The 14,776-nt window shown below is 72.1% G+C and carries 16 protein-coding genes; 3 read left to right on the top strand and 13 right to left on the bottom strand.

The genetic code is table 11. From position 1 onward, the window contains the following. Nucleotides 1–119: 119 nt before the first annotated feature. The 10 genes from Bsp3421_RS18695 to madL form a co-directional block, all read right to left on the bottom strand. On the bottom strand, nucleotides 120–653 hold the full coding sequence (locus Bsp3421_RS18695) for a hypothetical protein (protein WP_274002320.1): 534 nt from the start codon (nucleotides 651–653) through the stop codon (nucleotides 120–122). Between the two features lie 65 nt (nucleotides 654–718). Further along, nucleotides 719–1,654, bottom strand: a complete 936-nt coding sequence (gene mdcH, locus Bsp3421_RS18690) for a malonate decarboxylase subunit epsilon (RefSeq protein ID WP_274002319.1) — start codon at nucleotides 1,652–1,654, stop codon at nucleotides 719–721. Next, complete coding sequence (mdcB, locus tag Bsp3421_RS18685; RefSeq protein WP_274002318.1) at nucleotides 1,651–2,523, bottom strand: triphosphoribosyl-dephospho-CoA synthase MdcB; 873 nt, start codon at nucleotides 2,521–2,523, stop codon at nucleotides 1,651–1,653. Before mdcB ends, mdcH begins: the two co-directional genes overlap by 4 nt. Further along, on the bottom strand, nucleotides 2,520–3,185 hold the full coding sequence (gene mdcG / locus Bsp3421_RS18680) for a malonate decarboxylase holo-[acyl-carrier-protein] synthase (protein ID WP_443111564.1): 666 nt from the start codon (nucleotides 3,183–3,185) through the stop codon (nucleotides 2,520–2,522). Before mdcG ends, mdcB begins: the two co-directional genes overlap by 4 nt. After that, nucleotides 3,160–3,882 (bottom strand): biotin-independent malonate decarboxylase subunit gamma, encoded by a 723-nt coding sequence (mdcE, locus tag Bsp3421_RS18675; RefSeq protein WP_274002315.1) that lies wholly within the window; start codon nucleotides 3,880–3,882, stop codon nucleotides 3,160–3,162. Before mdcE ends, mdcG begins: the two co-directional genes overlap by 26 nt. Next, nucleotides 3,869–4,801 (bottom strand): biotin-independent malonate decarboxylase subunit beta, encoded by a 933-nt coding sequence (locus Bsp3421_RS18670; RefSeq protein ID WP_274002313.1) that lies wholly within the window; start codon nucleotides 4,799–4,801, stop codon nucleotides 3,869–3,871. The genes mdcE and Bsp3421_RS18670 overlap by 14 nt, the downstream gene beginning before the upstream one ends. Continuing rightward, nucleotides 4,798–5,115, bottom strand: a complete 318-nt coding sequence (gene mdcC / locus Bsp3421_RS18665) for a malonate decarboxylase acyl carrier protein (protein WP_274002311.1) — start codon at nucleotides 5,113–5,115, stop codon at nucleotides 4,798–4,800. The genes Bsp3421_RS18670 and mdcC overlap by 4 nt, the downstream gene beginning before the upstream one ends. Nucleotides 5,116–5,128: 13 nt before the next feature. Further along, nucleotides 5,129–6,775 carry a malonate decarboxylase subunit alpha gene (mdcA, locus tag Bsp3421_RS18660; RefSeq protein WP_274002309.1) on the bottom strand — a complete coding sequence of 549 codons (1,647 nt, stop codon included), beginning with the start codon at nucleotides 6,773–6,775 and terminating at the stop codon, nucleotides 5,129–5,131. Between the two features lie 511 nt (nucleotides 6,776–7,286). Then, complete coding sequence (gene madM, locus Bsp3421_RS18655; RefSeq protein WP_274002308.1) at nucleotides 7,287–8,054, bottom strand: malonate transporter subunit MadM; 768 nt, start codon at nucleotides 8,052–8,054, stop codon at nucleotides 7,287–7,289. Between the two features lie 11 nt (nucleotides 8,055–8,065). Beyond that, a complete protein-coding gene (gene madL, locus Bsp3421_RS18650) occupies nucleotides 8,066–8,461 on the bottom strand; it encodes a malonate transporter subunit MadL (RefSeq protein ID WP_274002306.1) in 396 nt (131 codons plus the stop codon). Between the two features lie 239 nt (nucleotides 8,462–8,700). Here madL and Bsp3421_RS18645 point away from each other — a divergent pair, with 239 nt between their 5' ends. Then, nucleotides 8,701–9,561 (top strand): LysR family transcriptional regulator, encoded by an 861-nt coding sequence (locus Bsp3421_RS18645; protein WP_274002305.1) that lies wholly within the window; start codon nucleotides 8,701–8,703, stop codon nucleotides 9,559–9,561. Between the two features lie 15 nt (nucleotides 9,562–9,576). On the opposite strand, the gene Bsp3421_RS18640 is transcribed toward Bsp3421_RS18645, so the two are convergent. Both Bsp3421_RS18640 and Bsp3421_RS18635 read right to left on the bottom strand, forming a co-directional pair. Continuing rightward, the gene (locus Bsp3421_RS18640) at nucleotides 9,577–10,971 is read right to left on the bottom strand and encodes a heavy metal sensor histidine kinase (RefSeq protein ID WP_274002304.1); all 1,395 of its coding nucleotides are present in this window, start codon (nucleotides 10,969–10,971) and stop codon (nucleotides 9,577–9,579) included. After that, nucleotides 10,968–11,639: a heavy metal response regulator transcription factor gene (locus Bsp3421_RS18635; RefSeq protein ID WP_274002303.1), complete on the bottom strand. Its 672-nt coding sequence runs from the start codon at nucleotides 11,637–11,639 to the stop codon at nucleotides 10,968–10,970. The genes Bsp3421_RS18640 and Bsp3421_RS18635 overlap by 4 nt, the downstream gene beginning before the upstream one ends. A 243-nt stretch (nucleotides 11,640–11,882) precedes the next feature. On the opposite strand from Bsp3421_RS18635, the gene Bsp3421_RS18630 reads away from it, so the two are divergent. Then, nucleotides 11,883–12,152 carry a DUF4148 domain-containing protein gene (locus Bsp3421_RS18630; RefSeq protein WP_274002302.1) on the top strand — a complete coding sequence of 90 codons (270 nt, stop codon included), beginning with the start codon at nucleotides 11,883–11,885 and terminating at the stop codon, nucleotides 12,150–12,152. Nucleotides 12,153–12,903: 751 nt separating this feature from the next. Here the strand turns inward: Bsp3421_RS18630 and Bsp3421_RS18625 are convergent. Next, on the bottom strand, nucleotides 12,904–13,854 hold the full coding sequence (locus Bsp3421_RS18625) for an ATP-binding protein (RefSeq protein WP_274002301.1): 951 nt from the start codon (nucleotides 13,852–13,854) through the stop codon (nucleotides 12,904–12,906). Between the two features lie 124 nt (nucleotides 13,855–13,978). On the opposite strand from Bsp3421_RS18625, the gene Bsp3421_RS18620 reads away from it, so the two are divergent. Further along, nucleotides 13,979–14,776: an AraC family transcriptional regulator gene (locus tag Bsp3421_RS18620; RefSeq protein WP_274002300.1), complete on the top strand. Its 798-nt coding sequence runs from the start codon at nucleotides 13,979–13,981 to the stop codon at nucleotides 14,774–14,776.

Below are 14,776 nucleotides of genomic sequence, written 5' to 3'. Positions count from 1 at the left end.
CGCGCTGAAGCCGCGCAGCCAGCGGCGGCAACCCGGCCAACCCCGCCGCTGCGGCGGACGGGCCGGGCCGGATCAGGTCCGCCGGCCCCACCGGCCCGGCAGACCGCTGATCCCGTCGTTCAATGCCGCGCGGACTCGCTCCGCAGACGCCAGAACTCCCCGGCATACGCGCGGGCCAGTTCCGGCGCGTGGCGGAACAGATTGAAGCCGCCCGTCTCGTGACCATCTTCCGTCGCCCGATACCCGGCCGCACCCAGCGCGACCGCGTCGTCGGCGACGACAAAACGGCCGGCCGCCGGCATGCGCGCACGCAACGCGGCAACGTCGACGCCTGCAAGCGCCAGTGCCGTCGCGCCGCTGTATCGCCACGGCGCGCGCGACCGGTCGAGCACGACATGGACGTCGACGCCGCGCCGCCGCGCGTCCGCCAGCGCACGCGCGAGCGCGGGTGGCAGCGCCGGATATCCGGCCACCAGCACGCGCTCGCGCGCCTGCTCGATCAGGGCGAGCGACAAGCCGGCATCGTCATGGGTGGAAGCGAAGTACGCGCCGATCGCGTCGATGCGCGAAGGAGGACAGGCAGCATAAGCAGAAACGGGCCACGCGACGACAAGCGCGAGCCCCAGACAGCGGAAACAGGCGGGATATTTCATGGGTCGGCCATTGTAACGACGCCCGCGTCACTTGCAAGCACCATCGCGGCGTCACGCCGCGCGCATCACGCCGGGCCGATCCGCCCGAGCCACGCATTCACGCCGTCCCACGACCGGAAATCCGCGAGACTGCGGGCGGGCAACGCCGGATACGCACCGGACGCCATCTCCGCCAGCGCGCGGCCCGGCCCCAGTTCCAGGAAAGCCCGCGCCCCCGCCTCGACGCATGCGTCGAGGCACGCGGCCCATTCGACCGGTTCGGCCAGCTGGCGCGCGAGCTTGTCGAGCCCATCAGCCGGATCGAGCACCGGCGCGCCGTCGATTCCGCTGAACAGCCTCACCCCGGACGCGGGGCGCCGCACCGCCGGCACCGCGGCCAGCGCGGCACGAAACACCGGCACCGCGCCCGCCAGCCGCTTCGTATGCGACGCCACCCTCACGTCGACGGGCGTGATCCGCACCGCGCCCGCGCGCCGCGCGTCTTCCGCAATCATCGCGAGCGCGGCGCGCGCACCCGCCAGCACGCACGCATCGCCCGGATTCGCGATTGCAAGCGCCGCGTCGCGCCCCGCGCACAGTGCCGCGAGCACAGGCCGCGCCAGCCCGCGCACGAACAGCATGCCCTCGTCGTCGCCGCTGGCGGCATCCATCGCGTCCGCGCGCCGCGCGACGAGATCGAGCGCGGCCGCCGCCTCGATGCAGCCCGCCGCGCACCACGCGGCCACCTCGCCGACGCTATAGCCGGCCACGCAGCGCCGCCGCGGCAGCCACGCCTCGAGCCGCGTCATCGCGGCCAGCGCATGCACCGTGCACAACACCTGAGCCGCCCGGTTCTCCCGCCACGCATCGGGCCTCGTCACGCGCACCCACTCGCGCGGGTCCGCACCGAGCAGGCCCGCGGCCTGTTCGAACAGGCCCGCCGCCTCGGGCAACGCTCCCGTGAGCGCGAACATCGCATCGTGCTGCCCGCCCTGCCCGGAGCACAGAATCGCAATCGTCATGCGTCGCCCTCCGTGTCGAGCGCCGCGACGAACACGCTCATCGCCAGCAGATCCGCCGCGCCGCCCGGACTCAAGCGCCGCGCGACAAACGCGCGGTGCAGCGCCGCCGCCCGCGCACGCCAGTCATGCGCGCCCACGCCGCCGTGCGCAAGAAAATCCCGCGCCGCGCGCTGCGCGAATCGCAGGCCGGCCACGCCGCCCCGATGCAGCAGATTCGTATCGTCCAGCACCGCGATCAGCGCGAAACACGCCTGCACGCGCGCCGCCTCGGCATCGCCGGGCGCGACGCGCGCGCCTTCGGCAAGCGCGGGCACGCCGATCCCGTACACCTCCGGGAATCCGTCGGCCGCCTGCCTGCGCGCGCCACCGACGCCATACCGCCGGACCGCCTGTTCGCCGTGGCTGTCGCACGGCCGCGGTCCGCCCAGGATCTCCGCGCCCCAGCGGCGCACCACGACGACGCCCAGCGTCGCCCTCCGCTCGTCCGGCGCGGCCGCGCGCCACCCCGCCGCCGCGCACAATAGCCCGAGCCCGAAGATCGCGCCGCGATGCGTGTTCACGCCGCCCGTCGCGGCGAGCATCGCCTGTTCGGCCCGCAGCCCCAGCGCGCGCAGCGTCGTCATGCCCGCGCCGGCGGCGCCCGCGCGCGCCAGCGCCGCGAAGAACGGCCGCAACGCAGCCGCGCTGCGGCGAAACGTGCCGGCGTCCATATCCGCATGACTGCCCGCGTCGACATGGCTGACGAGCCCCGGTTTCGGCCACGTGTCGACCTCGAGCACCAGGCTGCGCTCGGCCAGCGCCGCGAACCGATCGGCGGCCGCCTCCCGCTCGCTCGGAGACCGCGCGCACACCCGGGCCGGCGCGCTCATCGCCCCGCCAGAAACGCGCCGGGCGCGCACAGCACGACGTCGGTTGCCGTCTTCATCGCCACCTCGCCGCCCGCGTGCAGTTCGCGCCAGTTCACGCCCGCGCCGTCGTCGCGCACCAGTTCGCCGTCGATGCGCATCGGCGCTTGTTCCGCCAGCGTCGCCAGCCCGTCGAGCAATGCGTCGAGCGCGCGAGTGTCGGCCGGCACGTCGAACAACAGGTCGAGATCGGAGCCGGCATGCAGGTACGCGAGGCCGGTCAGCGTCTGCCACGCGAGCGCGCCGAACACGCGGCACGACACCCGATGCCGCGCCGCAAGCACGCTCACGTCGCGCAGGCATGCGCGCCACGCGGCCGGCGCCCGGCCCGCCGCCTCATCGAGCCCGGGCAGCGACGCATATGCGGCAATCCGCTCCGGCGGCACGCTCAGCGCGATGCGACGCTTGCCCGCCGACGGCGGCAGCGGCAGGCCGAGCGCGATGCCCGTTTCGCCCGGCGCGGGCCGCCGCACGATCAGCGGCCAGCCGCGCGCGGCCCACGCGCATACGAGCGGCACGTCGCCGAGCCCATGCGCGGCGACGAGCGCCGGCCACGCGTCCGGCGCGATGCGCGCCAGCGCGTGCCGCACCGGGCGCGCGTCAGCGCGTGGCGAGCGCGCGTTCATACACCCGCCGCGCGACCTCGGCGGCCAGCGGCCGGCCGCCGCGCGCGAGGCCCGCCTGGTCGCGCCGGTCGACCCGGTCGGACGGCTGCGCGAGCCACGCACCGATCTGTTCGCCCAGCGAGCGCGCCGGATCGAGCACCGCATCGACCGCGCCCATCTTCGCGAGATTGTCGAGGCCGGGCGCGAACACGGCGGTCGTGCGCGCCATCTGTTGCAGCACGTCGAGCGGCAGCTTCGTGACCCGCGACATCGACGGCAGATCCATCACCGCCGGCTCCGCGCCCGGCAACGCGACGAGCGCGCGGGTCGCGAGCGCGGTCGCGATGAACGCGCCCGCCGCCGTATGCCCGTACAACAGGCCGAGCGTCCGATGCCCGGCCCGGTCCGCCTGCATCACGCACTTCGCGAGATGCGCGAGGCATTCGTTCAGGCCGAGCAGCTCGTCGCGCTTGCTCATGCGCTGGCTGTCGCTGTCGATCAGCACGACGAGCGGCGCATCGCCGCCTTGCCGGATCAGCGCCAGCACCTGCGCGGCCAGCCGCAGCGCGTCGTCGGCGCCGAGTGCGCGCCGCCCGGCCACGCCGATCACCTCGACCGGCCCGCCCGGCAAGCGGCCGCGCCCGTCGAGCAAACCATCCTGCTCGCGCACCTCGTGCCCGGCCGGGAACATCGAACCCAACACCTCATCGAGCGTCATCGCGCGCCTCCTCCAGAGCTTCGGTCAACGCGACGAAGTCGCCATAAGGCAGCGCGGGAATCGCCGCCGGATCCGGCGCGCCGAGCGCGCGCCAGAGGTCGAGCGCGTCCGCGCACGCGCCGAACCGCGCGAACCGCGCCGCGAGCCGCGCCTGTTCGGCCTCGAGCGCGCCGAGATCGAGCGCCTGCGCCGCCCCGAGCAGCGCCTGCGCCGCTTCGCGAAAGCTGTCGACCGTATCGTCGACGAAACGCGCCGCCGCCCCGGTCAGCCGCCGGTGCTTGCCGCCCATGGTCCGCCAGATCAGCGCGCGGTCCTTCGCGTCGAATTCGTCGACGCCCCGATTGGTCTCGATCACCTCCGGCCCGGAGACGCCGATGCGGCCCTGCTCGGACACCGCCAGCGCGCCGCAGCACGCGGCCAGCAGCCCACCGCCGCCGTAGCAGCCGGCGCGCCCGCCGACGAGGCCGATCACCGGCACCCCGTCCGCGCGCGCATCGAGCAGCGCGCGCATGATCTCGGCGATCGCCATCTCGCCCGCGTTGGCCTCCTGCAGGCGCACGCCCCCCGTATCGAACAGGATCAGCACCGGCAGCGTGCGCAGTTCGCGCGCCGCGCGCAGCAGCCCGGTCAGCTTCGCGCCGTGCACCTCGCCGAACGCGCCGCCCATGAAGCGCCCTTCCTGCGCGGCGACCAGCACGACCTGCCCGGCCAACGCGCCGCGCCCGACGATCATGCCGTCGTCGAACTGCCGGGGCAGGTCGAACAGCGGCAGATGCGGGCTCATGCAGCGCTCGGCCGGGCCGATGAACTCGACGAACGAGCCGGCGTCGAGCAGGCCGTCGAGCCGCTGCCGCGCCGAGGCCTCATACCAGCTGGCGCCCGCCGCCGGCGCGACGGCGCGGTTCGTGCCCAGGCTCATGACGCGCCCCCTTCGAGTGCGCGCACCGCCTGCGCGAGCCGCAGCGACACCATGTCGGGCCGCGCGCCGCCGTCGTTGACCGACAGCCGCAGCCCGCCCGGCGAGCGCCGCTCGACGAAATCGGCGACCACGGCCTCCCACACCGCGCCGAAGCCGACCGCCGCGGTCTGGATGTCGATCTCGCATTCGGTGTCGGGCAGTACGCGCTCGACCAGCACTTCGAGGTTGCCGGACGCGACGACGCCGACGAGCGCCGACGCCCCATCGCCTCGCGCGCGGTCTCGCGCGGTGAAGCGGTAATTGAGCTGTTCCATCGCAATCGTCTCCTTACCAGTTGCGGAACCGTGACGGCGGCGCATAGAGACCGCCGGACCAGTGCACGAGATCCTTGATCGAGCGCGCGGCGAGCAGGCGGCGATCGGCGTCGAGCGGATCGATGTCGAGGTCTTCCGGCCGGCGGATCACGCCGCGCTCGCGCAGCCGCTCGACGAGCCGGCGGTCGCGGCCGCGGCCGATCTCGGTATAGCCCGCGACGCCGCGGATCGCCTGCTCGCGCTCGTCCGCGTCGCGGCACAGCAGCAGGTTGGCGATCCCTTCCTCGGTCACGATGTGGGTGACGTCGTCGCCGTAGACCATGATCGGCGCGAGGCCGAGATCGAGCTTGTCGGCGAGGCGCAGCGCGTCGAGCTGCTCGACGAACATCGGCACGTTCTTGTCGCCGAAGGTCTCGCCGATCTGCACGACGAGCTTGCGGCCGCGCCGCAACGCGGCGGGCGTGGCGGGATCGGCCTCCTCGCCCGCCTTGAGCCAGGGCTCGCTCGGATGGCGGCGGCCGCGCGCGTCGCTGCCCATGTTCGGCGCGCCGCCGAACCCGGCGATGCGCTCGGTCGTGACGGTCGACGAATGGCCCGCGAGATCGATCTGCAGCGTCGAGCCGATGAACATGTCGCACGCATACAGCCCCGCCGTCTGGCAGAACGCGCGATTCGAGCGCAGCGAGCCGTCGGCCCCGGTGAAATAGATGTCGGAGCGCGCGCGGATGTAGTCGTCCATGCCGACCTCCGAGCCGAAGCAGTGGATCCGCTCGACCCAGCCCGATTCGATCGCCGGGATCAGCGTCGGATGCGGGTTCAGCGCCCAGTGAGTGCCGACCTTGCCCTTGAGCCCGAGCCGTTCGCCGTAGGTGGGCAGCAGCAGCTCGATCGCGGCGGTGTTGAAGCCGATGCCGTGATTGAGCCGGCGCACGCCGTACGGCGCGTAGATCCCCTTGAGCGCGAGCATCGCGGTCAGGATCTGGGTCTCGGTGATCGCCGCGGGATCGCGCGTGAACAGCGGTTCGACGTAGAACGGCCGCCCCGCCTCGACGACGAAGTGCACGCGATCCCCCGGGATGTCGACGCGCGGCACGCGCTCGACGATCCGGTCGACCTGCGCGATCACGATGCCGTCCTTGAACGCGGTGGCCTCGACGACGGTCGGGGTGTCCTCGGTGTTGGGCCCCGTGTACAGGTTGCCGTCGCGGTCCGCGCTGACGGCGGCGATCAGCGCGACCTGCGGCGTCAGGTCGATGAAGTAGCGCGCGAACAGTTCGAGATAGGTATGCACCGCGCCGAGCCGGATCTTGCCGCCGAACAGCAGCTTCGCGATCCGCTGCGACTGCGGCCCCGAGTACGCGTAGTCGAGCCGCGACGCGATCCCGCGCTCGAACACGTCGAGATGCTCGGGCAGCACGATGCCGGACTGCACCATGTGCAGGTCGTGGATCGTCGCGCTGTCGACGTCCGCGAGCGCGCTCGCGAGCAGGTCCGCCTGCTTCTGGTTGTCGCCCTCCAGGCAGACGCGGTCGCCCGGCCGAAGCACGGCTTCGAGCAGCGCGACCGCATCGCGCGCCGCGACCCGCTTGCCCTGCGCGAGCGGCGCGCCCGCGGCGAGGCGTGCATCGCGCGCCTGCCGCGCGTGATTCCATCCTGTCATACCGTTCTCCCGCTTCGATGGTCCTGCGGCATTCTAAGCCGGGCGACGCCGCCGATTGATGACGTTGCCGAATGCGACTCAGAGGCGGCCGCGATGGGTGTGGCCGGGGCGCGCCGACGCGCTCGCGCGGGGCGGCGGCGTGGACAATCCGCGCGAACTGGCCGATGTGCATGATCCGCTTGGATGATCCGCTCATGAAGCCCGCCACGGGCCGGCCTGTTTGCACGACTGCCCTGAATCACCGGCTACGCGCCGTAGCCTGCGCACGGCCCGGCCGATGCGGATGAACCGCGCAAATGACCTGCGCAGGCAGCCGTCACGAGCAGCCTGCCCGCGTGACTGCCTCGAACCGACGCCTACGGCCGACCAACGCGCGTCGCGAAGAACATGGGCGACGGACCAATCGGGCACCCGCGCCCACACGGCCCGGCCGACGCGGGCGATCCGCCCAAATAACCTGAGTGGGCAGCCGCCTCGACCCGCTGCCCGCGCGACCGCCCCGACTCAACACCTACCCGCCGACCAGCGCCCGCGTCGCGAAGAACAACAGCGACGGCCCGAGCAGGCAGCCTACCCCGGTATGGAAGGTCGCGACCAGCGCCCCATACGGCACGAGCCGCCGATCGGTCGCGGCGAGCCCCGCGCTCACGCCGCTCACGGTGCCGGCCAGCCCGCCGAAGATCATCGCGGAGCGCGGCGTCCTGAGGCCCATGAAGCCGGCCGCGAGCGGCGTGCCGACCATGACGATGATCGCCTTCACGAGCCCCGTCGCGATGCTGAGCGCGATCACGTCGGACCCCGCGCCGATCGCCGCGCCCGTGACCGGCCCGACGATGTAGGTGACCGCGCCCGCGCCGATGGTCGTCATGCTGACCGCGTCGGTATAGCCGAACGCGCGCGCGATGCACGCGCCGACGATGAACGGCAGCACCGTGCCGAGCAGCAGCGCGAGCACGCCGACGAGGCCGGCCTTGCGCGCCTCGGCCGGCTGCACCTCGAACGCGGTCGCGACGATCGCGAAGTCGCGCAGCATCGCGCCGCCCATCAGCCCGACGCCGGCGAACAGCCGCACGTCGGCGATGCCCTTCTGGCCGCCGGTGAGCGCGCCGCCGGCATAGGCGAGCGCGAGGCCGGCCAGGATCGCGATCGCGGAGCCGTGCACGCGGCCGAAGGTGAGCTTGCGCGACGCGATCGACGACAGCCACATGATCAGGCCGACGAGCGCGAACGACGCGACGAGCCCGTTCTGGGCGACGACTTTTTCGAGCATCTGCAACATGGCGGCCTCCTTCACTGTTCGCCGGCGGACGGTGCGGCGTCGAACGCCGTGTCGTCGCGGCCGGTGCGCGCGAGTACCGCGATGCAGCATGCGCAGATCGCGACCGCGCCGAGCGCGGCGAGGAGCGCGACGGGGCCGCCCTTCAGCGCGGCGACGACGTTCTGGTTCGCGGCCATCGCGACGACGACCGGGATGTACATCGCGCCCCAGAACCCGACGCCCGCCTCGGTTTCCTTCGGCAGCCAGCCCCGGCGGTGCAGCGCGATGCGCAGCACGATCAGCAGCAGCATCGCGATGCCGACCCCGCCGACGTTGGTCTTCACGCCGAGCGCGACGCCCAGCAGGTCGCCGAGGAACAGCCCGGCGAGATGGCAAAACGCAAGCAATGCGGTTCCGTAGATGATCATCGGTCGTCTCCTGTCTCCATGTCGGCTTGTTGTCAGCCTGGCCGGCGCGCGCGGGGCCGGACCGCCGGCGGGTCGTCGGGATGCGGGTCTGCGCCCGGATGCCGTAGACTGCCTGCTGGCGGCCGGCGCGCCGCGCGGCCCCGCGCCCGCGGTCCGTCCCGTCGCGGGCGGCCGTGGTGCGTGAAGCGATACTAGCGCCGCCGCATCCGGCCATTTATGAAGTTGTGGAAACCGATTCAGTGGGTTTAGCAATGCGTCCGTTACCGCCCGAGCTGCTGCGCAGCTTCGTCGCCGTCGCCCGGACCGGCAGTTTCACCGCCGCGTCCGAGCGCGTGAACCTGTCGCAATCGACCGTCAGCCAGCACATCCGCCGGCTGGAAGAGCTGCTCGACCGGCCGCTGTTCGAGCGCGACACCCGCAATGTCCGGCTCGCGCCCGCGGGCGAGGCCCTGCACCACTATGCGGCGCGCATCCTCGACCTGATGGACGAGGCGATCACCTCGGTCTGCGGGCCGCCGCTGTCGGGCAAGGTGCGGCTCGGGATGTCGGAGGATTTCGCGTCCTCGCACCTCACGGCCGCGCTCGCGAGCTTCGTGCAGCGCAATCCGGAAGTCGAGCTGGCGATCGCGACCGGCCTGTCGGGCGACCTGTTCGACGCCCTCGACGAGGGCCGCCACGATCTGGTGTTCGCGAAGCGCGTGGCGGGCAGCCGCCGCGGCCGGGTGATCCGCACCGAGCCGCTGTACTGGTGCGCGGGCGCGGCGTCGCCGTTGAGCGGCCACGAGGCGGTGCTGCCGCTCGCGCTGCACCCCGAGCCGAGCGTGTCGCGCCGCCGCGTGCTGGAAACCCTCGATGCGATCGGGCGGCCGTACCGGATCGCGATCGTCAGCAGCAGCGTGGCGGTCCTGCGCGCGGCGGCGAGCGCGGGGCTCGGCGTCAGCGCGTTCGCGGGCTACGTGATTCCCGACGGGCTCGCGCGCCTCGACGCCGGGCTGCCCGCGCTCGGCGACCTCGAATACGTGATCGAGCACCTCGCGGGCGCGGCGCGCTCGACCCTCGCGCTCGAAGCGACGCTCGTCGCCGCCGCGGCCGGGCTGTGAATCCCCGCGCCGCCGTCACGCGGCGGCGTGCGGGAAATGCAGCGTGAACACGGTGCGGCCGTCGGCGCTTTGCACCGCGACGCCGCCGCGATGCAGCGTCATGATCGACGCGACGATCGCGAGCCCGAGTCCCGCGTTCTGCGCCGCGCCGTGGCGCGAGGCATCGACGCGGTAGAAGCGCTCGAAGATCCTGTCGCGATGCTCGGGCGCGATCGTCGCGCCCGTATTCGCCACCGAGATGTCGACGCCGGCTCCGCGCGCGAATGCGCGCAGCTCGATCGTGCTGCCGGGCGCCGCGTGCTGGAGCGCGTTCGCGACCAGGTTGTTGAGCGCGCGCCGGAACAGCAGCGGATCGGCGTGCAACGGCGCCTCGCCCTGCGCGACGATCGCGAGCCCGCCCTCGTCCGCCATGTCGTGAAAATACGCGGCGAAGCGCCGCAATTCCGCGCCCGCGTCGAGCGCCACGGCATGCAGGGCCTGCGTCGCGTTGTCGGTGCGCGCCAGGAACAGCATGTTCTCGGTCATCCGCTGGAGACGCTCGCACTCCTCGAGATTGGAGCCGATCAGGGCCTCGTATTCGTCGGCCGAACGCCGCCGGCCGAGCGTGACCTGCGATGCGTTGATCATGTTCGCGAGCGGCGTGCGCATGTCGTGCGCGAGTTCCGCCGAGAACCGCGACAGCCGCGAGAACGCGCGTTCGAGCCGGTCCAGCATGCGGTTCACCGCGGTCGCGATCTCGTGCAGCTCGTGCGGGCCGTCGCGCAGGTCGAGCCGCTCGTCGAGCCGGTGCGCCTCGATGCGGGCGATCTGCCGACCGAGGCCCTCGACCGGCCGCATCGCGCGCCGCACCACCAGGTGACCGAGCAGGCCGACGAACAATGCGCCGAGCCCGGCCGCCGCGAAGATCGTCTTGTAGTAGCTGGCGAGCAGCGCGTGACGCTCCTTCGCCGCGCGCACCACGGCCACCTGCACCGTCTCGCCGGACGCCAGCTGCGCGCGGCCCGCGATGCAGCGCGCATCGCCGACCTCGCCCGGTTCGCACTGGAACGGCTGCGCGTCGCGGTGCGCGGCGCGCATCAGCTGCGCGATCGGCAGGCGCGGGCCGATATCGGTGACGAGCGCGTCGTCGCGCGCATCGCAGACCGACAGATAGACGCCCGGATGCAGCATCAGCACGTCGCGGAACATCTGCTGGCTGCCGCGGATCGCCTCGATCGAGCCCGCGTCCTGCGCGAGCTGCACGAACTGCAGCAGCTTGCTCTCGATCTCCACGTCGTCGCGCCGCCGCAGTTCGGTCGACAGCGAGTCGTACAGGAACGCCCCCATCGCCGCGAACACGACGAACGCGGGCACGGCGAACGCGATGCTGAGCCGGACCAGCAGCGAGTAGCGGCCGTCCGCGCGGCTCACGTGCGATCCTCGAGCACGTAGCCCATGCCGCGGATGGTATGCAGCAGCTTGCGCTCGAACGGCGCGTCGAGCTTCGCGCGCAGCCGCTTGACCGCGACGTCGACGACATTGGTGTCGCTGTCGAAATTCATGTCCCACACGCAGGAGGTGATCAGCGTGCGCGTCAGCACCTCGCCTTGCCGCTCGACGAAGAACTGCAGCAGCGCGAATTCCTGCGCGGTCAGGTCGATGCGTGTCGCGCCGCGCTGCACGCGCCGTCGGATCAGGTCGACCTCCAGGTCGGCGATCGTCAGCCGGTCGCGCGCGACGCGCGGCGAGCGGCGCAGCAGCGAGCGCACCCGCGCGAGGAACTCCGCGTAGGCGAACGGCTTCGCGAGATAGTCGTCGGCACCCAGTTCGAACCCCTCGACCTTGTCCTCGACCGCATCGCGCGCGGTGAGCAGCAGCACCGGCGTCTGCTTCTGCGCACGCAGACGGCGCAGCACCTCGAAGCCGCTCAGTTCCGGCAGCATCAGGTCGAGCACGACGAGGTCGAAGTCCTCATGCAGCGCGAGAAACAGGCCTTCGCGGCCGTCGGCCGCCGTGTCGACGGCGAAGCTCGCCTCGGTCAGCCCCTTGCGCAGGTAGGCGGACATTTTCTGTTCGTCTTCGATGATCAGGATTCGCATGGCAGGGAGCGCGGCGGCCCGCGTGTGGTGAGCCCGGCAAGGGTAAAGGGTCGCGCCGCTGACGGAGATGGCGCATGAATGACAATTTTGTCATGTTCGCGCCGCGCCGCCGCGATCCTGACCAAATCGCCATGATCCGGTCAGCGTGCGCCCAGCCCCTGCTCGCCAGAATAAGCGGCACGAGGCGTCGGCTGCGTGCCGCGCCTGTTCTCCCCGCATCCGGACCGCCACCAGGAGCCCCTCATGAACCACTCGCGCCTTACCCTCCTTCTCGTCCTGACCTGCGCCGCCGCGCCGGTACTCGCCCAGCAATCCGACATGCAGCCGGGCAAGACGCGCGCCGACGTGCGCGCCGAGCTGATCCAGGCGTATCGCGACGGCACGATCCCGACCACCGACGGCGACTACCCGCCGAGCCAGACGACCATCGACATCAACCGCGCCCGCTTCGCCGCGTCGAATCCCGTGTGGGCGCAACAGCAGCAGGCGCAGGCGCAGACCAGCCAGCAGTAGCGCGCATGGCGCTCGCCGGGTCGGCCGGCCGCACTGAGCATGGCGTTCCGAGCGCGCGACGCCGAGTGTTTCGCCGCGTCGCATCCGGGGCAGGCGTAGCAGCAGGCGCAGGCCCCCGCCGGCAGTAACCCGCGCGGCCGGCGCGCATGACGCTGAGGAAGGTCGCACTGAGCATGCAGTACCCGGCGTGCAGCGCCGAGTGCCTCGCCGCGTCGAATCGGGCGCGGACGTAGCAGCAGGCGCAGGCCCGTCGGCCACAGCCCGCGCGGCCGGCGCGCATGACGCTGAGCGGGCCGCACTGAGCATGCAGTACCCGGCCCGCAGCGTTGAGCGCCTCGCCGCGTCGAATCGGGCGCGGACGTAGCAGCAGGCGCAGGCCCATCGGCCACAGCCCGCGCGGCCGGCGCGCATGATGCTGAGCGGGTCGCACTGAGCATGCAGTACCCGGCCCGCAGCGTTGAGCGCCTCGCCGCGTCGAATCGGGCGCGGACGTAGCAGCAGGCGCAGGCCCGTCGGCCACAGCCCGCGCGGCCGGCGCGCATGACGCTGAGTGGATCGCACTGAGCATGCAGTACCCGGCCCGCAGCGCCGAGCGCCTCGCCGCGTCGAATCGGGCGCGGACGTAGCAGCAGGCGCAGGCCCGTCGGCCACAGCCCGCGCGGCCGGCGCGCATGACGCTGAGTGGATCGCACTACAAGCAACAGGCGCCAGCAGCGTGCGCGCCGAGCGCGCGACACCGCGAGACTGACGCTCAGGCGGCGTCGCTCGCGCGCCGCCCCACGTAGTCCTGCACGAACTGCACTGCGATCCGGCCCGACCGCGCGCCGCGCTGCAGCGCCCATTGCAGGGCCGGCTGGCGGGCCGCCTCGCGTTCGGGCTCCGCATAGCCCTGCGCGTGCAATCGGGCGTCCACCACGCGCAGATATTCGTCCTGCGAGAAGCCGTAGAACGTCACCCACAGCCCGAAACGCTCCGACAACGAGATGCGCTCCTCGACCGCGTCGCCCGGATGCAGTTCGCCGTGCTCGTCGAGCGTATGCGCGGCGTTGTCCGACGCCTGTTCCGGCACCAGATGACGCCGATTCGAGGTCGCATAGATCAGCACGTTCGGCGCGCCGCCCGCGATCGAGCCGTCGAGCACGGTCTTGAGCGCCTTGTAGCCGGTCTCGCCCGCCTCGAACGACAAGTCGTCGCACGACACGATGAAGCGCTCGGGCCGGCCGCGCAGCAGCTCGAATAGCATCGGCAGCGCATCGAGCCCATCCTTGCCGACCTCGACGAGGCGCAGCCCCCGGGCCGCGAACGCATGCAGGCAGGCCTTCACGAGCGAGGACTTGCCGGTGCCGCGCGCGCCGGTCAGCAGCACGTTGTTGGCGGGATGGCCGAGCACGAACTGGCGCGTGTTCTGCCTCACGAGCGCGACCTGCCGCTCGATGTTCGCGAGCGCGTCGAAACTGATCAGCGCGGGCGCCGGTACCGGTACCAGCCGCCCCGCGTCGCCGCGCGCGCGCCGATCCGGCACCCAGCGGAACGCATGCGCGCCGTGCCAGTCGACGCTCGCCGCGCGCACCGCGCCCGCGTCCGCGTCCGCTTCAAGCAGCGCGGCGAGCCGGTCGAGCCGGCTGAACAGGCCGACGGCCAGATGCGCGAGGTCCGGATCGAGGGTCGGGCTCAGAAGATCGAGGTTCTCGGGCGCCGTCATGCGGCACGCTCTACGCGATCAATGGCCAAAATGCTCAAAAAAACATACGATGCGTTCATTTGTCGCTCGGTGTGCAGGAATCCGACATCGTGCGCGTTCTCCCCCTCGCCCGTCTTTCGCCAATATGTCGACTCTTGCCGCAAATCGGTCAGCCGTTTCGCCGGCTGTCGACCACCTGCCCTACGAGAACACGCCGATGCCGGTCGCGGCGATGGCCGCGTTCTATCCGAACGGCACCCATATCGAAACCCACCGGCACCGCCGCGCGCAGCTGCTCTATGCGATCGAGGGCGTGATGCAGATCACCTCGCCGACCGGCGCATGGGTGGTGCCGCCCACGCGCGGGGTCTGGCTCGAACCCGAGCTGGACCATGCGGTGCAGATGAGCGGCGACGTGAAGATGCGCACCGTGTTCGTCGAACCCGCGGTGGCGGCCGGGCTGCGCGCGCGCACCGGCGTGGTCGACGTGCCGCCGCTCCTGCGCGAGTTGATCGTCGCGGCGATCGACGTGCCGCTCGACTACGCGGCGGGTTCGCGCGACGACCACCTGATGCAGCTGATCCTCGCGGAACTCAACGCGGTGCCGCGCCTGCCGCTCTACCTGCCCTGGCCGAACGACGCACGCCTGCAGGCGGTATGCGACACGATCCTCGCGGCGCCCGACGACCATCGCACGATCGGCGCGTGGGCGGCCCAGCTCGGCGTATCGGAGAAGACCCTGTACCGCTGGTTCAGCCGCGAGACCGGGCTGACCTTCGGACGCTGGCGCCAGCAGGCGCGGCTGCTGCTGGCGCTCAAGCGGCTCGCGCACGGCGAGAAGATCCTGAGCATCGCGCTCGACCACGGCTACACGAGCCAGAGCGCGTTCACCGCGATGTTCAAGCGCCACTTCGGCGTGGTGCCCTCGGCGTTCTACGACTGA

It is taken from the genome of Burkholderia sp. FERM BP-3421, assembly GCF_028657905.1.
GTDB lineage: Bacteria > Pseudomonadota > Gammaproteobacteria > Burkholderiales > Burkholderiaceae > Burkholderia.
The sequence above is the reverse complement of the archived record's forward strand: the minus strand, read 5'-3'. Positions and strand labels throughout refer to the sequence as shown.